Source organism: Sphingobacterium endophyticum, assembly GCF_009733535.1.
Classification (GTDB): Bacteria; Bacteroidota; Bacteroidia; order Sphingobacteriales; family Sphingobacteriaceae; genus Sphingobacterium; species Sphingobacterium endophyticum.
Window position 1 is genome coordinate 302,418 of record NZ_SMMI01000004.1, and the last position, 20,445, is coordinate 322,862.

The 20,445-nt window shown below is 35.3% G+C and carries 20 protein-coding genes; 9 read left to right on the plus strand and 11 right to left on the minus strand.

What is annotated here, in order from left to right; genetic code table 11:
- Position 1 precedes the first annotated feature (1 nt).
- Positions 2-463 carry an NUDIX domain-containing protein gene (locus E0Y80_RS07115; RefSeq protein ID WP_156306967.1) on the plus strand — a complete coding sequence of 154 codons (462 nt, stop codon included), beginning with the start codon at positions 2-4 and terminating at the stop codon, positions 461-463.
- Between the two features lie 241 nt (positions 464-704).
- Here the strand turns inward: E0Y80_RS07115 and E0Y80_RS07120 are convergent, their stop codons facing one another.
- The 8 genes from E0Y80_RS07120 to E0Y80_RS07150 all read right to left on the minus strand — a co-directional run bounded on the left by E0Y80_RS07120 (position 705) and on the right by E0Y80_RS07150 (position 8,102).
- Positions 705-1,001, minus strand: coding sequence for a hypothetical protein (locus E0Y80_RS07120; RefSeq protein WP_156306968.1), 297 nt, complete (start codon positions 999-1,001; stop codon positions 705-707).
- A gap of 332 nt (positions 1,002-1,333) precedes the next feature.
- Positions 1,334-1,468: a hypothetical protein gene (locus E0Y80_RS20870; protein WP_262885848.1), complete on the minus strand. Its 135-nt coding sequence runs from the start codon at positions 1,466-1,468 to the stop codon at positions 1,334-1,336.
- 56 nt (positions 1,469-1,524) lie between these two features.
- Positions 1,525-1,998: a 23S rRNA (pseudouridine(1915)-N(3))-methyltransferase RlmH gene (gene rlmH, locus E0Y80_RS07125; protein ID WP_156306969.1), complete on the minus strand. Its 474-nt coding sequence runs from the start codon at positions 1,996-1,998 to the stop codon at positions 1,525-1,527.
- A gap of 117 nt (positions 1,999-2,115) precedes the next feature.
- On the minus strand, positions 2,116-2,748 hold the full coding sequence (locus E0Y80_RS07130) for a YceI family protein (protein WP_156306970.1): 633 nt from the start codon (positions 2,746-2,748) through the stop codon (positions 2,116-2,118).
- 97 nt (positions 2,749-2,845) lie between these two features.
- Positions 2,846-4,171: a UDP-N-acetylglucosamine 1-carboxyvinyltransferase gene (murA, locus tag E0Y80_RS07135; protein ID WP_156306971.1), complete on the minus strand. Its 1,326-nt coding sequence runs from the start codon at positions 4,169-4,171 to the stop codon at positions 2,846-2,848.
- A gap of 116 nt (positions 4,172-4,287) precedes the next feature.
- The gene (locus E0Y80_RS07140; protein WP_156306972.1) at positions 4,288-5,013 is read right to left on the minus strand and encodes a DUF4290 domain-containing protein; all 726 of its coding nucleotides are present in this window, start codon (positions 5,011-5,013) and stop codon (positions 4,288-4,290) included.
- 58 nt (positions 5,014-5,071) lie between these two features.
- On the minus strand, positions 5,072-7,357 hold the full coding sequence (locus tag E0Y80_RS07145; protein WP_156306973.1) for an ATP-dependent helicase: 2,286 nt from the start codon (positions 7,355-7,357) through the stop codon (positions 5,072-5,074).
- 115 nt (positions 7,358-7,472) lie between these two features.
- Positions 7,473-8,102 carry a CatA-like O-acetyltransferase gene (locus E0Y80_RS07150; RefSeq protein WP_156306974.1) on the minus strand — a complete coding sequence of 210 codons (630 nt, stop codon included), beginning with the start codon at positions 8,100-8,102 and terminating at the stop codon, positions 7,473-7,475.
- 295 nt (positions 8,103-8,397) lie between these two features.
- Here E0Y80_RS07150 and E0Y80_RS07155 point away from each other — a divergent pair, with 295 nt between their 5' ends.
- Positions 8,398-9,081: a M15 family metallopeptidase gene (locus E0Y80_RS07155; RefSeq protein WP_156306975.1), complete on the plus strand. Its 684-nt coding sequence runs from the start codon at positions 8,398-8,400 to the stop codon at positions 9,079-9,081.
- Positions 9,082-9,247: 166 nt separating this feature from the next.
- Here E0Y80_RS07155 and dnaB read toward each other — a convergent pair whose 3' ends face one another.
- Positions 9,248-10,846 carry a replicative DNA helicase gene (gene dnaB, locus E0Y80_RS07160; protein WP_156306976.1) on the minus strand — a complete coding sequence of 533 codons (1,599 nt, stop codon included), beginning with the start codon at positions 10,844-10,846 and terminating at the stop codon, positions 9,248-9,250.
- Between the two features lie 486 nt (positions 10,847-11,332).
- Here dnaB and E0Y80_RS07165 point away from each other — a divergent pair, with 486 nt between their 5' ends.
- From E0Y80_RS07165 to E0Y80_RS07175, 3 genes are read left to right on the plus strand one after another with little or no spacing between them, the layout of a single operon-like run.
- Positions 11,333-12,094: an SDR family NAD(P)-dependent oxidoreductase gene (locus tag E0Y80_RS07165; RefSeq protein ID WP_156306977.1), complete on the plus strand. Its 762-nt coding sequence runs from the start codon at positions 11,333-11,335 to the stop codon at positions 12,092-12,094.
- A gap of 10 nt (positions 12,095-12,104) precedes the next feature.
- Positions 12,105-12,554 carry a GatB/YqeY domain-containing protein gene (locus E0Y80_RS07170; protein ID WP_156306978.1) on the plus strand — a complete coding sequence of 150 codons (450 nt, stop codon included), beginning with the start codon at positions 12,105-12,107 and terminating at the stop codon, positions 12,552-12,554.
- Positions 12,555-12,560: 6 nt separating this feature from the next.
- Positions 12,561-13,004, plus strand: a complete 444-nt coding sequence (locus tag E0Y80_RS07175) for a GNAT family N-acetyltransferase (RefSeq protein ID WP_156306979.1) — start codon at positions 12,561-12,563, stop codon at positions 13,002-13,004.
- Positions 13,005-13,061: 57 nt separating this feature from the next.
- Here E0Y80_RS07175 and E0Y80_RS07180 read toward each other — a convergent pair whose 3' ends face one another.
- The gene (locus tag E0Y80_RS07180; protein WP_156306980.1) at positions 13,062-14,027 is read right to left on the minus strand and encodes a glycine N(alpha)-acyltransferase GlsB; all 966 of its coding nucleotides are present in this window, start codon (positions 14,025-14,027) and stop codon (positions 13,062-13,064) included.
- Positions 14,028-14,030: 3 nt separating this feature from the next.
- On the minus strand, positions 14,031-14,864 hold the full coding sequence (locus tag E0Y80_RS07185) for a lyso-glycine lipid O-acyltransferase GlsA (protein WP_156306981.1): 834 nt from the start codon (positions 14,862-14,864) through the stop codon (positions 14,031-14,033).
- A 175-nt stretch (positions 14,865-15,039) separates the two neighbouring features.
- On the opposite strand from E0Y80_RS07185, the gene E0Y80_RS07190 reads away from it, so the two are divergent.
- The 4 genes from E0Y80_RS07190 (at position 15,040) to bamA (ending at position 20,402) form a co-directional block, all read left to right on the plus strand.
- Positions 15,040-15,702 (plus strand): CBS domain-containing protein, encoded by a 663-nt coding sequence (locus E0Y80_RS07190; protein WP_156306982.1) that lies wholly within the window; start codon positions 15,040-15,042, stop codon positions 15,700-15,702.
- A 42-nt stretch (positions 15,703-15,744) separates the two neighbouring features.
- On the plus strand, positions 15,745-16,638 hold the full coding sequence (locus E0Y80_RS07195) for an NAD kinase (RefSeq protein ID WP_317163535.1): 894 nt from the start codon (positions 15,745-15,747) through the stop codon (positions 16,636-16,638).
- A 332-nt stretch (positions 16,639-16,970) separates the two neighbouring features.
- A complete protein-coding gene (locus E0Y80_RS07200) occupies positions 16,971-17,708 on the plus strand; it encodes an isoprenyl transferase (RefSeq protein WP_156306983.1) in 738 nt (245 codons plus the stop codon).
- 120 nt (positions 17,709-17,828) lie between these two features.
- Positions 17,829-20,402 (plus strand): outer membrane protein assembly factor BamA, encoded by a 2,574-nt coding sequence (gene bamA / locus E0Y80_RS07205; RefSeq protein ID WP_156306984.1) that lies wholly within the window; start codon positions 17,829-17,831, stop codon positions 20,400-20,402.
- Positions 20,403-20,445: the final 43 nt, after the last annotated feature.

Here is a 20,445-nt window from a genome sequence, read left to right on the forward strand (position 1 = left end):
TATGTTTTTATTTAATGTTAGGGTCTATGGTATTCTGATCAATGAGAATAACGAAGTTCTAATCAGTGATGAGCAAACAGAGAACGTTTCATTTACTAAATTTCCCGGTGGTGGATTGGAATATGGTGAAGGTTTGATTGATGCTTTGAAGAGGGAATATCTAGAAGAAACAGGGATGGAAATTGAAGTGGTAAAGCATATTTACACAACTGATTTCTATGAAAAATCGAGTTTTAATGAAAGTCAAATTATTTCGATATACTATCAGGTTAAACAAATAAGTGACATACAATTAAACATTAGGACAAAATCTTTCGATTTTACTGAAAAATCCCTAGAAGGAAAGTTACAAGCGTTTAGATTAATTGGTTTAAAAGATTTGCAAAAAAATGACCTAACATTTAAAACTGACCAAGTTGCGTGGGTTGAATTTTTGAAAAATATTGATAAAATTCAATTATAATATAAATGTTGCAACTTTTATTTGATTTTATAATAAAAGGTTTTTACTTTTACAGTGGGTCTTGGAGATAGGCTGAAGTCTAGTCCAAGATCTATGTTTTGAAAACACCTAGTTCTATAGGGTTTTATTAATAGTTAGTGTGATTTTAAGGCGATACTCCCCGTATCGCCTTATTTAATTAATAGAAACTGAACCTAACAATCCGTTATTTCATTGTAAGATTAGGGAAACTAAGGGCGTATCATAATATTTGTGATTGATGATTTTCTTCCTGAAGTTGTTGAAAATATTGTGCTAATGGTTTAAAATCTGCTATAGTTTGTATAAATGTTTTATCATCGAGTTGAATGGTCACTAAATCCCCTACTGGAATGATAAGCATTTCGCCATCATCTTCCGCCTGATCAGATACAATTATTTTTCTTATTGCAGATTTAAAATCACTTAATTGAGTGATCTCCGGTAATTTTTTTCCATAACGGTAAGACAATGCCAATAGAATTGAATTTGCTAAATTCAGCAGAACACCTTCATCCATATCTAACTATTTTTTAATTAATTGGGTTGATTTTCACAAAGATATACCTACCCATAGCAACTTCAAAATTTAATTCACTAATTCATGATTTAATATAAATTTTTAATTATAATAGGTAAAACAGCGTATTGGGATTCAATAAATGACTGGAAAAATGAAAGATAATGGAATAAAAATTGAAATTATAAGAGGTTATAAATCTTGAAGCAACAAGAGCTAAATTCAAAAAAATGGGAACAACCTGTTCCCATAATATAATTTTTTAATAAAGAGATTTAACAATTGAAATTGAAAGATCTTATTTGGTTTTATCCTACAAAAATCCTCTAAGCTTATTTAAAGAAATAAGCTAACAGTACTATAATTGCACCACCAATGATAATAATCCATTTGTTAATATCACCACCATGTGCCCCTTCTTGACTTTTGAATTTATAGTCTCTTTTTTTAAACTTATTATCTTCCATTGTATCCTCCTACTTTTAATAATATGATGCTAATTGATTACAATTTACATAAAATTTTATTCATGATGATAAGGTTCGCCTCTCATAATTGTATAAGCCCTGTAAATTTGCTCTACGAAGAAGAGTCTTACCATCTGGTGGGAGAATGTCATTCTTGATAAGGAGATCTTTGAATTGGCTCTTTGATACACAGTATCATCGAATCCATAAGGACCTCCGATCATAAATACCAAATGAGTAACGCTGGAGACCATCTGTTTTTCAAGGAATGCTGAAAATTCCATCGAGCTATACTCCTTCCCTCTTTCGTCTAATAGGATGATAAAATCCTGATTGCTGATATTCTTCAATAACTGTTGGGCTTCTTTTTCTTTTTGTTGACTTTCACTCAAATTCTTAGAATTTTTTATATCAGGAATGTTAACAATCTGAAAATTTACATAGTGTTTCAAACGTTTCGTATACACTTCAATTCCTTTGACAATATGTTGGTCATCAGTTTTTCCGATACAAATGAGAGTAATTTTCATAAATAAATTTTAGTCCTTGCACAAAAATAAGATTTAAAGTCAGTTATAATTCCAGTGAATCGCAAAAAAAATGCCCCTGATTATGCATCAGAGGCTTTATATTTTAATAGATTAAAATTATTTATTAGCAACCAAAGTAATATCAAAATTGATTTCTTTAGAAATTAAATCATCCGATTTACCTTCGTAAGAAACTCCCCAATCAGCTCTAGTGATATTGAAGTTAGCTGTAGCTTTAACTGTAGCATCAGTTGATTCAAGTACTTTCGCATCAAAAGTAATATTTTTGCTAACACCTTTGATTACTAGGTTACCAGAGATTGTCAAGTCAGCATCAGTAGCTCCAGGTTTAACTTCGGTAATTGTAAAAGTAGCTTCTGGATTAGCAGCAACAGCAAAGAAATCATCAGATTTCAAGTGACCATCTAATTTACCTTTAAATTCACCTTCTAAGTCAGTTGAGCTAATTGTATTCATATCTAGAACAACATTAGCTCCAGTTAATTTACCATTGTCAACTGTTACAGTTCCTGATTTAATATCTACGGTACCAGTGTGTTTACCAGTAACCTTAGTTCCTGTCCATACTACTTTTGAAGCAGTTGTATCAACATTGAAAGTAGATCCTGCAACTTCTGTTTGTATAACAGCTACTGAATCTGTTGTTTCAGCTTTTTTTCCTTCTGGGTTTCCAGCACATGATGCTAGTACTAATGCTGCAAAAGCAGAGAATAATGTGATTTTTTTCATTTGTTTGTTTGAACAATTAATTTATACACAAAAATATATAGACTTAGTAGTTATTCAAATAGTCGAGCGTTTTTTAACAAAACAAAGACAATTCAGATTAATGCCCAGTTGGTTGAGCTTCCACTCTTCTAATATCAGCTCCTAAAGCTTTTAGACGTTCCTCAATATGTTGGTATCCACGCTCAATTTGCTCAATATTATAAATCACTGACTTCCCTTGAGCTGAAAGAGCTGCAATTAACAAGGAAACTCCCGCACGAATATCTGGAGAAGTCATCTCAATACCACGTAATTTATTTTGTTTATTCAAACCAATAACCGTTGCCCTATGAGGATCACACAGGATAATCTGAGCCCCCATATCAATCAATTTATCGACAAAGAACAATCTGCTCTCAAACATCTTTTGATGAATTAAAACATTACCCTTTGCTTGGATAGCGGTAACAAGTACAATACTTAATAAATCTGGGGTAAATCCTGGCCAAGGTGCGTCTGAAATTGTTAAAATTGAACCATCGATAAAGGTATCAATCTCATAATTTTCTTGAGCGGGGATAAAGATATCATCACCTTTCAACTCAAATTTGATTCCTAATCTAGAAAATACAGAAGGAATAATTCCCAGTTCATTGAAACACACATTTTTAATGGTAATTTCGGAACCGGTCATTGCTGCTAATCCAATAAAAGAACCTATTTCGATCATATCAGGCAACATTTTATGGCTAGTTCCACCCAATTTTTCGACTCCTTCGATTGTTAGGAGATTAGAACCAATCCCAGAGATTTTTGCACCCATACGGTTCAACATTTTGCAAAGTTGCTGCAAGTAAGGCTCGCATGCTGCATTATAAATGGTTGTAACACCTTTAGCCAAAACAGCAGCCATAACGATATTAGCTGTTCCAGTTACAGAAGCTTCGTCTAATAAGATATATGTGCCTTTTAATTGAGTAGCATCTACATTAAAGAAATGGTTTTCAGCATCATATACAAATTTTGCCCCCAACTTTTCAAATCCTAAAAAGTGAGTGTCTAATCTTCGGCGTCCGATTTTATCACCCCCTGGTTTAGGAATAGCTGCCTTTCCAAATCTTGCCAATAATGGACCAACAATCATTATGGATCCACGTAGGCTACCACCTTTTCTTTTGAACTCTTCGGATTGGAAATAGGTTATATCTATGTTCTTTGCTTCGAACTCATAGGTATCCTCATTAATTCTATTTACATCAACCCCCATAGCTGCTAATAAATCTATTAATTTATTAACATCTTTAATATCAGGGATATTACTGATGGTCATTTTCTCTTCAGTCAATAAAACCGCAGAGATTATCTGTAATGCTTCATTTTTTGCTCCTTGAGGAACGATTTCTCCTTTTAATGGCTTTCCACCGTAAATTTCAAATGCATTCATAGTTTTTTCATATCAACCATACCTTCAGAATGGATTTACTAAAGGTTTGTTTAATTTATAATCCCAACATGAAAAAAGCAATTGTTCAATAGGCTCAATTGCTTTTTCTGAAGGTTTTATTTATAACTTTTTTTCTGTCTGTTATTATTGTTATTGTTGTTGTTTGAGGGCCTCTTGTTGTTATTGTTGTTGTTATTATTCCTCTTGTTGTTGTAGTTATTTTGCGGCTTGTTTTGCTGCTGATTATTGTTACTACCAGAGGTTTTAATACGATTTCCTGGAGGCGGTGTTTTGAAGTCGAGTTTGGTTAGGACTGTATCTGGAGGAAGTACAAGTTCACCATTGGAAAGTGTGTTGAGATCCTGTAAGATTTGATCATCCGAAACTGAATCTTTATTCCAAGTTAGGTAAGCCATTTTCATAAAATTAGCTACACTCAAGGTCATCTTGTGTCTTGCTTCAAGGTTGCTAATGTTCAAGGTCTTCTTAATCATATCCTCAACGGTGTGGCCATAATGTTTAAATCTAATATTATGGTTAGGATATTTTAATGGCTCAGGTTTATGATGAATGTTTTCCTTTGTAGGAATAGGATATGGGGAATCGACATCAATCTTAAAGTCCGAAATAATGTACAAGTGGTCCCAAAGTTTATGTTTAAAGTCAGATACATCACGAAGGTGTGGGTTTAATACTCCCATCATATCGATGACAACCTGCGCCAAACGGTTTCTTTCTTCTCTATCTGACAAACTGCAGATATAGTCAACCATATTCTGTACATTTCGGCCATATTCTGCCAAAATCAACTTTGGTCTAGTGCTGTTATAATCAAAAATCATATGTTTGTTTTGCTCTAACCCTTAATAGGTGTTAAATATGTAATTTTTAAATTGGGTGTTAATTTACTATTCTAAGCTTTGCAAATTTAAGCAACAATTGCTTCTGTCCCAACTCTTTGAAAAAAATAGTTGCTTTTATATCCGGTTTGTTCCCTTCTAAGTTAATAACTTTCCCGAAACCGAAACGTTCATGCTCAACTTCCATTCCAACTTGCAAGTTTGATGTATCCGAAGGGGCAAATCCTGCACTTGGTACATGAGCTTTTGGTAAAATAGAAGTCGTCTTAATAACTTTTGGCTTAGGTTTTGAAAACACATCTCCAGAAGTATTATTATCTTTCCGTTGCCATTGTACGCGTTCTGAACCAAAATCATCATCTGACATTCCAGAGCTACGAGGTTTAAAGTCTAAATCCAAACAACTAGGATTTAGCTCATCTAAAAAACGGCTTGGCTCACAGTTATTTAATGTTCCCCAACGGTACCGAGAAGTTGCATACGATATATGGAGCTTTTTTTCTGCTCTGGTAACTGCAACATAAAACAGTCGGCGCTCTTCTTCTAATTCAGTCCTTGAATTCAAGGATAATTGTGACGGAAATAAATTCTCCTCCAATCCTACAATATGTACAACTGGGAATTCCAAGCCCTTAGAGGAGTGGATTGTCATCAATGAAACCGTATCCGCATTGGGATCTTTATCATTGTCATCATTTGTCAGGAGGGCAATATCCTGCATGAAGACATCCAATCCTTTTTCTTCTAAATCTTCCCTTTCAGAGAACTCTTTAATCCCATTCAGCAATTCTTGGATGTTCTCATATCTTGCAAGACCTTCCACAGATTTATCTTCATAGAGATCTTTTAAGATTCCTGAATGCTGTGCAATATGCATAGCTGTATCAAAAGCTGTATTTGTCTTTGCTGTCGCTTGAAAGCTTTGAATCATCAATCCAAAGTTTGAAACTGAAGCAGCACTTCGACCATCCAAAAACATTTGAGCATTGGCAACCACATCCCATAATCTAATCTGCTGTTGATCAGCAGCTACCATGATCCGGTCTACAGTTGTATCACCAATACCTCTTCGAGGATAATTGATGACGCGTTTCAAGGCCTCCTCGTCATTCGGATTGAAAGTTAACCTAAAGTAAGCAATTAAATCCTTAATTTCCTTACGTTGATAAAACGAAGTTCCACCGTAAAGCTTATATGGAATGTTTATTTTCCTTAAAGCCTCTTCCAAGGATCTTGATTGAGCATTGGTTCGATATAGAATTGCAAAGTCCTTATACCTCAATCCTTTCAGAGATTTTTCTTGCGATATAGCTTCTGCAACAATCTTACCTTCTTCATTATCAGAAAATGCACGACTTACTTTAATTTTCTCGCCCTCCTCGTTATCAGAGAATACATTCTTTTCAAGCTGATTTTTGTTGTTTGCAATAATGCTGTTCGCAGCATTCACGATCATTTTGGTAGATCTGTAATTCTGCTCTAATTTGAAAACTTTCACATCTGGATAATCCTTTTGGAAATTTAAGATGTTTTGAATATTTGCACCGCGGAAAGCGTAGATACTTTGAGCATCATCACCAACGACACAGATGTTTTCATTGACCGCAGCCAATCTTTTAACGATTAAATATTGCGAAAAGTTAGTATCCTGGTACTCATCAACCATCAGATATTTGAATTGATGCTGATATTTATGCAATACATCAGGATATTTATTCAATAAAACGTTTGTTTTGAAGAGCAAATCATCAAAGTCCATTGCTCCAGCACGATAACAGCGTTGTGCGTAGGTTAAGTAGATTTGTCCTAATTGTCCACGGCCATTTGACAGGTCTTCAGCAAGTATCGCTTCGTTCTTATTGTATTCTTGTGGGGATATCAAATTATTCTTTGCAGAAGAAATTCTTCCGTAAACATGATTGACGTTATAAAGTTTATCATCAAGGTTCAATTCTTTCAAAATGGTCCTCAACAAGCTTTTTGTGTCATCCGTATCATATATTGTAAAATTCTTTGGGTATCCCAAAAGTTCGGCTTCAACCCGCAGAATACGTGCAAAAACAGAGTGGAATGTTCCCATCCAAATATTTTTTGCTTCTGAGCCTACCACTTTCATAATACGCTCGCGCATTTCCTTTGCTGCCTTATTGGTAAAGGTCAACACCAAAACATTGAAAGGATCAACTCCTTTTTGTATCAAGTGGGCTACTCTATAGGTAATTACACGCGTCTTTCCAGAACCAGCACCAGCAACAATCATTACTGGACCTTCTGTCTGTTCAACTGCGTCTCGTTGTGAGGGGTTCAGTCCTGCTAAAAAATCCAAAATGCTCTCCTAAATTTATCTTATGTAATGCCTCAAAAATGGGGACTCAAATTTAATAAAAATAGACGTACTATTATAGAACTTTTATCCACAGAGACAATAAGATAGGAATAATCTAATCAGTTTCATTCAAAAGCATTTGAAATCTCTCCAAAAACTTAGCTACATGGAGACCGTCGACAAGCGCATGATGAGCATGCAAGGATATGTTCATCGTCTTTTTCCCATTTTTATCCATCAATTTTGCAAAAGAAATCTTTGGACATGAATCTGCATATGCAAAATTTCTAGCATGAGAAAGAGCGGTAAAATTCACCCAAGGAAGTGCTGAACAATGTACCTCATTGATTTTTGCCCCAGTCAAATCTAACCCTTTTGAATTTAAAACTTTATCTATAGCAAGTTTTGCCCCATGCAAAAACTCCGATTCATGCACATTGTAATCAATATATGAAAATCCAAACGTCTCATCGGACCTTAATACCGTTGTAGATATTACAACTTCATCATAGAGGTAGACTTTACCTTCATCGATCCTCAATCTAAAATTCTCGATTTCGTTCATCGCCTTCAATGATCTGAATAAATAGTACAGAAAGAAGGAAGTAGACTTTTTCTTTGCTTGCTGGTAGGCAATGGTCATATCTACTTCAAAAGTAACACCATGAAATGGTTCTGTAAATTTTGAAAAGAACTCAAAATGCTCTCTTCTTGTCCATTTTTCTAAATCTATTTCCTTTCTCATCCTTCATTTAAATAATTAAATCAGTTCCTAACAGTATTCATTGAATACATAGTTATGAATTCTTTTAAAGATAGGCCTTCGAAAGACAATTTGAAAGCACATTTCTAAAAATTATCCAAACCCATACCATCGATATTACCCTATTATTCTTTAGCAACTTTTGTTATATTCAAATCAAAATTGAATAAATAAAATTATTTGATTGGGCGACTAACCTAATAATAAAGGATTAACTTAACACTAGATAGCCACTATACATTATTATGCTTTATGCTAATACCTATAATCAAGTACGATGACTAAAAATATTTTTCTGAATAAAGCTTTTATATGTCTTATTTTTCTGATGTCATGTTCTCTACAGAAGGATATCCCAGCTTCCTTTGTCAATTTAAAAAAGCTTATTCCCAACATAGAAATTGACCTTCGTTATCATGGAAACCACAATTTTCTGGGAAAACCCGTAACCGGCTATGAATCCGACAATGTTTATATTAGCAAAGAAGCAGCTACAGCAATGCTGGCAATACAAAAAGAACTTAATAGTAAGGGATTGGGGATTAAAGTGTTTGACGCTTATAGACCTCAAAAGGCGGTAAATAACTTTAAAGAATGGGCATTGGACATTGCGGACACTTTGGCAAAACAAGAGTTCTATCCAAATGTAGACAAAAGAGATTTATTTAAGCTTGGATATATTGCAGAGAAATCTGGTCATAGCCGAGGCAGCACGATCGACCTAACACTAATCAAACTAGCTGACAAAACCGAACTCGACATGGGAACTGGTTTTGATTACTTTGGGGAACCTTCTCATCATGATTATAAAAATCTTACAGAAGAACAAAAGAACAACCGCAAGTTATTACGCAACATCATGGAAAAATATGGTTTCAAAGCCATCGAAGAAGAATGGTGGCATTACACTTTAAAAAATGAACCCTTCAAGGAAAAATACTTCGATTTTAACGTGAAGTAATAAATATATAATTGGCGCAAATCTTATTATTTGACCTAAAACACAAAAAAGCGGACAAATGTCCGCTATATCTTTTTCTCTTATGTCTTATGTCTTTAGTCTAACTACTAACTACTAACTACTAACTACTAACTACTAACTACTAACTACTTTCTACTCATTACCATTAAAACGGCGCATCATCCGGCATATCATTCATTCTAGATGGCATTGTTATTCCACCGCCAAAATCACCGAAACTTCCGGAAGGTTGGATGGCATTGCCCATTCCAGAACCAAAGTCTTTGAAACCACCTGAATCTGCTCCCATTCCAGAGAAATCATCCTCCAAATCCACAAATTTTACATATTTTCCTACGAATCGTAGTGGAACAATACCAGTTTCCCCATTACGGTGCTTAGCAATAATAACCTCACCTACCCCAACGGTTGATCTACCTTCTTCATCCTCCAACAATCCATAGTATTCAGGACGGTATAAGAAAAGTACCATATCGGCATCCTGCTCAATAGATCCGGATTCACGTAAGTCGGAAAGCATCGGGCGTTTACTGTTACCAGGTCTGGATTCAACTGCACGGCTTAACTGCGATAAGGCTAGAACTGGGATGTTCAATTCCTTAGCCACGGATTTCAATGCACGTGAAATACTACCAATTTCTTGTTCACGGTTTCCTCCTCCACCTTTGCCATCACCTTTACCATGCATTAACTGTAAATAATCGACAATCACCATCTGAATATCGTATTGTGCTTTTAAGCGGCGACATTTAGCGCGGAATTCAAATACATTTAATGCTGGGGTATCGTCAATAATTAAGGGAGCTTCAGTCAATCGGCCAATTCTGGAGTGCAATTGTTGCCATTCGTGGTCTGCTAAATTACCTTTTTTAAGTTTTTCTTGTTCGATTTCAGTTTCCCCTGCTATCAAACGATTAACTAACTGTACTGAGGACATCTCCAAAGAGAATACAGCAACTGGTTTATCATGATCCACAGCAGCATTACGTGCTACAGATAATACAAATGCTGTTTTCCCCATTGCTGGACGTGCTGCAATGATTACTAAATCAGATGGTTGCCAACCGGAGGTCATTCTGTCCAATGCTGTTAATCCGGAAGGAATACCTGTAAGTCCGTCAGTCTTATCACGCAGTAATTCTAATGATGAGATCGCTTCTCGCATGATATCATCCATCTTCCTAGAATCTCTTCTTAGGTTATTTTGTGCAATATCAAAAAGTGATTTTTCAGCATGATCCAGCAAATCAAAAATATCAGATGTTTCATCGTAGGATGAATTGATAATTTCAGTAGAAACTTTAATCAGTTCACGTTGAATATATTTTTGGGATATGATACGAGCGTGGTATTCAATATTAGCAGCAGAAACTACCCTATCGGTTAATTGGGTAATATAATATGCTCCACCTACCATTTCCAGGGCTCCCATTTGACGAAGCTCAGCAACAACCGTTAAGATATCGATTGGTGAAGTTTTTTGGAAAAGGTTATAAATCGATTGAAAGATTTTCTGATGAGCTTCTTTATAGAACGAATCAGGCTTTAGGATATCAATAACCTCGCTTAGTGCATTTTTCTCCAACATTAAAGCACCTAAAACAGCCTCTTCTAAGTCCAAAGCTTGAGGAGGGAGCTTTCCTAGTCCAGAGACTAAGTTGTTTAAGCTCGTTCTTTTTTTATTGAAATTTGCGCGGCTAGGTTGACCTGACCCACTACTATTAAATTCGTTTTCTAAAGACATACTATAAAATATTTCTCGGCTTGATTTTCCTGTTTTCGACGATAGGGTAACAAATGTAATAAAAATAAAAGACGGCCTATCATCAAGTTATAAACAGTTAAAAATAGGTGCTCCAACAATCATGCAATAGCAGTTGTAAAACAGGGACTAATAATTCACATTGAATGTGAACAAACTGTTAATAACTAAATTTACGCATTATAAATCAGTATTTTAATGTGTTGTGGATAAGATTGAGCGCTGTGAATAACCTACCCGATGAGGAATTTAGACGGTCAGATTTACCTCATCTTCCCTGTTATATTCATAGTCAAGCAGTTAACATCCTTCATGTGTTCTTAAGGTTCATAAGGTCTACTGAAAAGTCAAAAAAATCTTTGCAATTGTTGTATCTTTGTTCTATATATCAAATAATTCATCTACTAAAATTCTAACTTCTAAATTGTAAGGATGTAGCATGATTTGAGAAAAATAAAAACATATAAAATGAGGACAGTTTTAATCACAGGAGCAAGCTCGGGTATAGGCGAAGCTTGTGCATTGGAATTGGCAAAAGAGAACAAATATCGTTTTTTGTTATGTGCCAGGAGAGTTGAGAAACTTGAAGAATTAATCCAAAGGATCAAAACTATAAATCCAAACATTGAAACCCATAGTTTTAAATTGGATGTACGGATTTCTGAAGAAGTAGAAAGAACCCTATCCAATTTACCGGAAGAATGGAAAGAGATTGACATCCTGATTAATAATGCTGGTTTAAGCCAAGGACTTGATTCGATCCAAGACGGTCAAATTGGTGATTGGGACAGGATGATTGACACGAATGTTAAGGGGCTATTGTATGTCAGCAAACAAGTAATTCCAATGATGGAAGGAAGTGAACAGCCACATATCATCAATTTGGGATCCATAGCAGGAAAAGAGGTCTATCCGAATGGGAATGTTTATTGTGCGACGAAACACGCAGTCGATGCTTTGACGAAAGCTATGCGTATTGATTTGCTCTCCAAAGGAATTAAAGTAACGAGTATTGATCCCGGGATGGTTGAAACGGAGTTTTCTGAAGTCAGATTCCACGGCGATAAAGAAAGGGCAAAAAGTGTTTACCAAGGATTGACTCCATTAACAGGACAAGATATCGCCGAAATCATTTCTTTTGTGCTTTCAAGGCCAAAACATGTTAACATCAATGACCTGTTAGTTATGCCCACAGCTCAAGCAAACGGAACATTAGTAATAAGAAAATAAAAAATAGATTATGTCATTAGAAGCAAAAATCAACCAAGATATTAAGGCGGCAATGATCGCTAAAGACAATGTGAGATTACGTGGATTGCGCGCCATTAAAGCAGCAATCTTATTAGCAAATACAGAGAAAGGCCATGCAGAACAATTAACTGAAGAAGGCGAAATCAAGGTATTGCAAAAACTTGTTAAACAGCGCAAAGAATCTGCAGAGATCTACCAACAACAGGACAGAAAGGACTTGTACACCATAGAGATTGAAGAAATGGAAGTTATTGAGGAATTTTTACCGAAACAACTCGACCGTGAGGCTATAGAAGATGTGGTTAAAGGAATCATTGCTGAAACTGGCGCATCTTCCATTAAAGACATGGGAAAGGTGATGGGTGCAGCAAACCAAAAATTAGCTGGTCAAGCTGACGGTAGGACCATTTCTGAAGTTGTAAAATCACTCCTTAGCTAAACAGAAATGGAATGGAGGATTAAATCTTTTTCAGAATTAAGTTCTCTTGAACTGTATAAAATATTACAACTAAGGATCAATGTCTTTATGTTGGAACAGGATTGTTTATATCCCGAATGCGACAATAAAGATTTACAAGGCAAGCATCTATTTGCGATGGAAGGTAAGGAATGTATTGCCTATGCGCGATTATTGCCGCCTAATGTTTCTTATCCCAATTGCAGTTCTATTGGGAGGGTCGTAGTCCATGCTGGATTTAGGCAGCATCAATATGGTCAGGAACTCATGAATCGCGCAATTAATGCATTAAGGAATGAATTTCCAGGAATTCCCATTAGGATTAGCGCACAGGAATACCTTAAGAAGTTCTATACCGAATTAGGATTTAAGGTCGAAAGTGATGTTTATTTAGAAGATAACATCCCCCATTTGGAAATGGCTTTATATTAAAAGAATAGGCTGTATCATAACGAGTTGATACAGCCTATTCTTTTATTATCTTTTTGATTATCTAGCTTTTACAGGTCTTTCCCCATAATTTCTGTCTCTTTCAAAAGTAGACATATGCCTTTCTTTTTTAGCAGGATAAATATCATCCAATGTAATCATAATCCCTGTTTCCTCTACTTCTCCAAATTCATTATTTCTGGCAGTTCCAAAAACACGCATGGTTGGTGAAAGGTTCATATAAGTATTGATCAGAGGAGGGATATTTTCATTTAATTCTCTAATTCTTGTATTTAATACTTTATACCCTTCTTTATAATCTAATCCATCGAATATACCTTCATATTTCGAGATATCGGTCTTATAACCTAGGTATAAATCGTCAACTGGTTGAACTAACCCATCAGGATCAGGGAAATAGTGATTCATAAAATAAATTAATAAATCCCTTGCTACTTCATTGTATTGGGGATACATGGTTACTTTACCAAAAAGGTATTTTACATCCGCATTCATAAGAACGATAGCTCCAAGTCCATCCCAAAGATTGTCTAAAGAAAAAATACCTTTTCTATTATCTATTGCAGGTTGATATTTAGGTTGTACCCATGAACGACCTAACTCAATGGTATATGGAAGGAAATCTTTTTTGAATTTTTCAGAAAAGTTGAAATAATGGGCGGTAGAAAGGTGAAGTTCACCATCTTCAGCTGCTGCATCATCGCATTTGATAACGCGGTAACCAGCAATTATTTCTTCATCTTCAGGATTCCAAGCGATTAATTGGTCGTAATTATGTTCGGAGGTATCATTTTCATCGATATCTAATGGCAATCCAGTACCACCGCCAGCACCCCTAAACGTTAGCTCCCTTAATCTACCAATCTCGCGCATGATATGAGGTGCGGTATGATAATTTACCAAGTAAACTTCATTGTTTCCATTATTAGTATAACGCACAAAAGCTTCTTTGGTAAGTTCTTGTTTAATTAGATCTCTATCTACCGGTTGTATTATTTCTTGCATAAATTATTTTTTACCATCGGCCATGGCATAAACGACTTTTTTTACTTCAGCTGCCCATTGACGTTCATTTTTACTCGTGTCAAAATGGGTATAAGGGATCTTCTCTCCTATCCTGATGGTAATATCCTTTCCTCTTTGGGCAAACATCTCATCAGGTAAATATAACATTTCAATATTTGCTTTTAAACCTAAATTATTTCTTAATCTGGCAAGATTATAAAAGAAATTTGAATTTCTGCCTTCAATATATACAGGAACAATATCTTTCTTATACTTTTTAGCTTTACTAATAAAGCTTTTTTTCCATTCCAAATCAACGATTTCTCCTTTTATTTTTCGGGAAACGAGTCCAGCGGGAAAAACCAGCAAGGCATGATCAGAGGCATAGGCATTTTCTATGGCAGCAATTCCAGATTTGCTTTGTCCTCCTACCTTATTAACAGGAACGAATAAAGGTTCTAGGTTACGGATATTCATCAAAATATCGTTGACCAAGAATTTCACATCTCTTCTATATTTTCCAATGGCTTGCATAAATGCAACGCCATCCAATCCACCAAGGGGATGGTTGGAAGCAAAAATCACACTTTCATCTAAAGGAATATTCTCAGCCCCTTCCAAATGTACATTTACCTTGAGTTCTTTCAATAATGAATCTACGAAATCCAAACCCATATCATCATGATAAGTCGTCATGATGTAGTTTATTTCATCTTCGTGGATGGTTCTTTCTAAGTAACTCACTAATGGCTTGGGTATCCATTTGGCTAAACCTGGACTTTTCTTTCTTATAACTTCCTTTATTTCAATAAACTTCTCTTGCTCTTGTAAGCCCATAGACAATGACACGCTTTATAAAGTTGTGTAAAATTACATAATTAGTTTTAACCTGAGTAATAACATCTTTTATTTATCTGAAATTAATATTTTCGTTACCTTAGCGATAAAAGCATATTTAAACAAAAATTAAACGTTTTTAGTTTATTGTAGTTTAATAAATAAAAAAGGAACCATGTATATCGGTGAAAACATATCTACGCTTTATTCCGAAGTTCGTCCGAACGATACGGTTGCTTTTGCTTTAGATAAAATCAATGAGCTTCACTTCCATCAGCTGCCCGTTGTCAAAGGCAAGGAATATCTTGGACTCATAACGGAAGAGGACCTGTTGTCTTCTGAAGATGAAGATACCCTAATTAAGGAGTTAAAATTAAATTTTCCTTTCATTTATCTTTACGATTATCAACATATTTATGATGCGCTTCAATATCTTGAAACTTATCAATTCGATTTATTGCCTATTGTCAATAAACAAAAAGAATATGTGGGAGTAATCACGCAAATGGATTTATTGAAAGCGGTAAATCAAACAATATCTAATCAGGATAAAGGGGCGATCATTGTTTTGGAAATGGAAGATCGTGATAACAGTTTGACACATGTTGCACACATCATCGAGTCTGAGAATACCAAAATATTAAGTACTGGTATTCGACCAATAGAAAATTCAACTAAAGTTGAATTGACAATCAAGGTCAATAAAAACAATATATCCTCTGTATTGGCTTCTCTTTGGAGACATGACTATGTGGTGAAAGCGTCCTTCAATGACGGTTCGGACCAAAACGACATTCAAGAGCGATATAACCTTTTGATGAACTATTTGAATATATAATTCTTAGAATTTCTCATCTTTGCGCAAAACATTAAAATAAGCATGAAAGAGATATCCATAGCAGTATACGGTAGAGAATTTAACCAATCCGTTATAGGATATGTAATAGAGTTATTCACGTATCTCCGTGAAAAAAACGTCAAGGTTTACATTCACCATGATTTTCATAGTTTTTTAAAGCGACTTTGCAAATTAGACTTTACTTTTAAAAAGTTTAAGTCGCATAAGGATCTTCCTACTGATATTGCTTTTATGTTGAGTTTAGGGGGTGATGGCACGATGCTTTCAGCAGCTACTCTTATACGTGATTCTGGTATTCCTTTGGCAGGTATTAACTTTGGACGTTTAGGTTTTTTGGCTAATATTTCCAAAAACCATATAGAAGATGCCCTAGATCAGATACTAGCAAACAATTATCAGATTCAAAAACGAGCGTTATTACAAGTTGAGAGTTCAGATGGGACTTTCAAGCAAGGAGAGGATTTCGCACTCAATGATATTACTGTTTTCAGGTCTGATTCATCAGCAATGATTACGGTAAATGCTGTGCTGGATAATGAATTGTTGAACTCCTATTGGGCAGATGGGTTAATTATTGCCACACCTACGGGGTCAACGGCCTATTCATTAAGCTGTGGTGGTCCAATTATTATGCCGGGCAGCGGTAATTTTGTGATTACTCCAATTTCACCTCATAACCTAAATGTTAGACCAATTGTCGTAAATGAGAACATGAAATTGCATTTAGAAATTGAAAGCAGAACCGAGAAATACATTCTCAGCTGTGACTCAAAAAGTCAAACATTGAGCACAAAAACGAGCTTAACTATTACAAAAGCACCTTTCGATATTAACTTGATTAGATTAGCAAACGACCAATATTTCAGCATTTTGCGTGAGAAATTGCTTTGGGGAATCGATGTCCGAAATTATTAAGATTATTGTCTAAACTCCTATTATCCATATTTTTTGTTTACGGATTATCTTAAAACCTGTATCTTTACGTGAAAATCTGTAAATATTTGGACCATAAAACATAATGAGAGGCGAATCGGATTCTTCATTTAATTTATTAATATGCATTCCTATCCTTAAAAACATAGGAATATTTCCTTTTGTTCAGATTCTTAGAAACAAAACCTTATACTATCCGCAATTTATTTTTTCAGTAATTTCTAATTTCGTCCCAAAAGGATGGGAAAGGATAATATTGCCTAATAATAAAATGCTGGTCAAAAAAAATACAATGAATAAATTCAGATTATCTAATGAGTTTTAAAGATAAAATAGATAAAAACCATTTACCGAAGCATATCGCGATCATCATGGATGGTAACGGACGTTGGGCAAAGGAGAAAGGCGAGTTACGTGTCTTTGGCCATAAAAACGGTGTTACAGCAGTTCGTGAAGCACTAGAAGCAGCTGTGGAGATTGGATTGTCCTATTTGACGCTGTATGCCTTTTCAACGGAGAATTGGAATCGACCCCAATTTGAAGTGGATGCACTGATGGAACTTCTCGTAAACTCATTGAACCAAGAATTACCAACCTTTCAAGAAAACAATATCCGTGTCAATAGTATTGGAAGAATGTCTGACCTACCACAGCATTGTCAAGGCACTCTTCAGTCCACTATTGAACAAACCAAGGACAATACTGGTTGTACATTAACCCTTGCATTGAGCTATGGTTCGCGCCAAGAGATCTTGGATGCTACAAAATCCATTGCTGAAAAAGTTAAAAAAGGTGAAATTTCAACTGACGATATCACGGAGGAATTGTTTAGCAAAAGCTTGTACACTCATGACCTTCCAGACCCGGATTTATTGATTAGAACAAGCGGTGAGGAACGTATAAGTAACTATATGCTATGGCAAATAGCCTATTCAGAGTTGTTTTTCCTACCGATGATGTGGCCTGAGTTTTCTAGAGAGACTCTTTTTGAATGTATTTATTTATTTCAAAATAGAGAAAGAAGATTTGGGAAAACTAGTGAACAATTATAAGAAATCATTACTTTTGCAACATTTTGATTTTGGCTCGTTTAGTGTCAGAAAATCGTAATATTTCTTTTAACAAAAATTAACAAGACTTTGCTGTACTTTAGCAGACATAATAAAAAGTAGATGAAGCGTATAATTAAACTTTCTATTTTACTCACCTTCTTAATTTGCAATTTCGCGCAGGCTCAGATAACAGGAAATAGGCCTTTGAATTTGAACAACCCAGATGACATCAGTTATTTGGATCCAAAAAACTATGTTATTGGTGGAGTAACGGTATCTGGAGCACAATACTTAGACTCTGAGGTATTAATTACGATTTCCAAATTATCTGTTGGACAATACATCGAGGTTCCAAGCGAACAGACCTCCAATGTTATCAAAGATTTGATGGCTCAGAACTTGTTCGAAGACGTACAATTATATGCTACAAAAATTGAGGATGAAACTATTTACCTAGAAATTAGAGTAGTTGAAAGACCTCGATTAACCCGCGTTGACATCAATGGTTTAAGCAAAACTCAGACTGAGGAAGTCCGCAAAAGATTAAATACCAATGCTGGTAAGATCGTTAATGATAACTTACTATTAACGACAAAAACTACTATCGAAAAATTCTTAAGAGAGAAATCCTACTTATATCCAGATATTACCATCACAACCAAACCAGATTCAGCTCAAGCTAACAATGAAATTGTGATTGTTAATATTGAAAGAAACAAAAAAATCAAAGTAAACAGCATCAACTTTACTGGAAATGAAGAATTCTCAGACAGACAGTTGACGAAGTTTATGAAAGGTGTCCGTCCAAGAGCTTGGTACCGTGTATTCGGACCTGGTAAATTCAAAGATGAAAAATACGAAGAAGCAAAGACCAACCTAGTTGCGAAGATGCAAGATAAAGGGTTCCGTGATGCTCAAATCCTTTCTGATACTGTAAGACGCCATGACAATAATGAAGTGGCCATTGATATGGAAGTTTATGAAGGACCTAAATATTATGTAGGTAATATTTCCTGGTCAGGGAACTCCAAATTCAAGGATTCGACCTTAAATATCTTATTAGGTATTAAAAGAGGAGATGTTTACAGCGAGGAAAAACTAAATTCAAAATTAAGTGGTCCTACAAGGAACTCTGATGATATAGCAGCTGTTTATCAAAACGATGGTTACTTAACATTTAATGTTCAACCAGTAATCAAGCGTATTCACCAAGATACAATTGATTTGGAGATTCAAATGTTTGAAGGAAAACAGTATACGATTAACAATGTTATTTTAAAAGGTAATGATGTAACGAACGATCGTGTTGTACTACGTTCGATCTATACTAAACCAGGTCAAAAATACTCACGTGAATTATTAGTAAGAAGTGTTAGGGAGATTTCTCAGTTAGGAATGTTTGACGAGCAGAAAGTTAATCCTATGCCAACGAACCTTAATTATGAAGATGGAACTACTGACATTGAATTCTCAGTTGCAGAAAAACCATCGGATCAAGTTGAGCTTTCAGGAGGTTATGGAGCTGGTCAAGTAATCGGTACTTTAGGACTAACCTTTAACAACTTCTCCACAAGTAATTTCTTTAAAAAGGAATCTTGGAAACCACTTCCTCGTGGAGATGGGCAGAAATTAAGTATTCGTGGACAGACTTCAGGAAAGCGTTATCAATCGTATAGCTTCTCATTCTCAGAGCCATGGTTAGGTGGTAAAAAACCTATTTACTTCGGATTGAGTGCTTATATTTCGAACTCACAATTACAACGTTATAACTATCTTGAGAATCGCTATGAGGATTATGAGGGTATTCCAAAAATCCAAATGCATGGTGTTACTGCAACATTAGGTAAGCGTTTGCAATGGCCAGATAACTATTTCCAGATTAATAGTTCATTATCTTATCAACGCTATTTCTTGGATAATTACGGTGGAATTTTTGTATTCTCAGATGGTACGGCTTACAACATCAACTTTACTCAAGAGATTAGTAGAAATTCAATTGATGCACCGATCTACCCTACTTCAGGATCTCACATTAAGTTCAGTGTTCAATTGACGCCTCCATATTCATTATGGAATGGAATGAACTACGAAACAGCTCCAGATAATGAGAAATACAAATTTACAGAGTATCACAAATGGAAATTTGATTCACAATGGTATACTAAGATTGCAGGTAAATTAGTATTAAAAGCACAGGCACAGTTTGGTTACCTAGGAAATTACAGCAGTAATGCACCAGTTTCACCATTTGAGCGTTTTAAATTAGGTGGTGACGGTATGCAAGGATTCGACTTCTTACAAGGATCTGAAATTATTGCGATGCGTGGTTACGCGAATGGAGCATTAATTCCAGCATCTACAGGAAGCAACCAACAAGGAATTGCCATTCAATCTGGTAGCCCTATCTATGCTAAATATCAATTAGAATTACGTCATCCTATCATGTTAAATGACCAGGCTACTGTATTTGCATTAGCATTTGCAGAGGCAGGAAATACATGGAATAAATTTGATGAGGTAAACCCATTCAAAGTTCGCCGTTCAGTGGGTGTCGGTGCACGTATTTTCTTACCGATCTTCGGAATGTTAGGAATTGATTATGGTCATGCATTAGATCCTATTCCTGGATTAACAACTGATCGTTGGAAACAAAACTTCACATTCAGTATTATCCAAAATATGGGTGGGTTCTAATTAAACTTTTTAACAATTGGATTGTCTTATCATAGAATTAAAA

Coding starts and splice junctions, on each gene's coding strand:
- E0Y80_RS07150 (WP_156306974.1), bottom strand. CDS start 8,102: ATGAGAAAGGAAATAGATTTAGAAAAATGGACAAGAAGAGAGCATTTT.
- E0Y80_RS07195 (WP_317163535.1), top strand. CDS start 15,745: ATGAAAGAGATATCCATAGCAGTATACGGTAGAGAATTTAACCAATCC.
- E0Y80_RS07185 (WP_156306981.1), bottom strand. CDS start 14,864: ATGGGCTTACAAGAGCAAGAGAAGTTTATTGAAATAAAGGAAGTTATA.
- E0Y80_RS07200 (WP_156306983.1), top strand. CDS start 16,971: ATGAGTTTTAAAGATAAAATAGATAAAAACCATTTACCGAAGCATATC.
- E0Y80_RS07115 (WP_156306967.1), top strand. CDS start 2: ATGTTTTTATTTAATGTTAGGGTCTATGGTATTCTGATCAATGAGAAT.
- E0Y80_RS07155 (WP_156306975.1), top strand. CDS start 8,398: ATGACTAAAAATATTTTTCTGAATAAAGCTTTTATATGTCTTATTTTT.
- E0Y80_RS07190 (WP_156306982.1), top strand. CDS start 15,040: ATGTATATCGGTGAAAACATATCTACGCTTTATTCCGAAGTTCGTCCG.
- E0Y80_RS07120 (WP_156306968.1), bottom strand. CDS start 1,001: ATGGATGAAGGTGTTCTGCTGAATTTAGCAAATTCAATTCTATTGGCA.
- E0Y80_RS07175 (WP_156306979.1), top strand. CDS start 12,561: ATGGAATGGAGGATTAAATCTTTTTCAGAATTAAGTTCTCTTGAACTG.
- E0Y80_RS07140 (WP_156306972.1), bottom strand. CDS start 5,013: ATGATTTTTGATTATAACAGCACTAGACCAAAGTTGATTTTGGCAGAA.
- E0Y80_RS07170 (WP_156306978.1), top strand. CDS start 12,105: ATGTCATTAGAAGCAAAAATCAACCAAGATATTAAGGCGGCAATGATC.
- E0Y80_RS20870 (WP_262885848.1), bottom strand. CDS start 1,468: ATGGAAGATAATAAGTTTAAAAAAAGAGACTATAAATTCAAAAGTCAA.
- E0Y80_RS07130 (WP_156306970.1), bottom strand. CDS start 2,748: ATGAAAAAAATCACATTATTCTCTGCTTTTGCAGCATTAGTACTAGCA.
- E0Y80_RS07180 (WP_156306980.1), bottom strand. CDS start 14,027: ATGCAAGAAATAATACAACCGGTAGATAGAGATCTAATTAAACAAGAA.
- E0Y80_RS07165 (WP_156306977.1), top strand. CDS start 11,333: ATGAGGACAGTTTTAATCACAGGAGCAAGCTCGGGTATAGGCGAAGCT.
- murA (WP_156306971.1), bottom strand. CDS start 4,171: ATGAATGCATTTGAAATTTACGGTGGAAAGCCATTAAAAGGAGAAATC.
- bamA (WP_156306984.1), top strand. CDS start 17,829: ATGAAGCGTATAATTAAACTTTCTATTTTACTCACCTTCTTAATTTGC.
- dnaB (WP_156306976.1), bottom strand. CDS start 10,846: ATGTCTTTAGAAAACGAATTTAATAGTAGTGGGTCAGGTCAACCTAGC.
- rlmH (WP_156306969.1), bottom strand. CDS start 1,998: ATGAAAATTACTCTCATTTGTATCGGAAAAACTGATGACCAACATATT.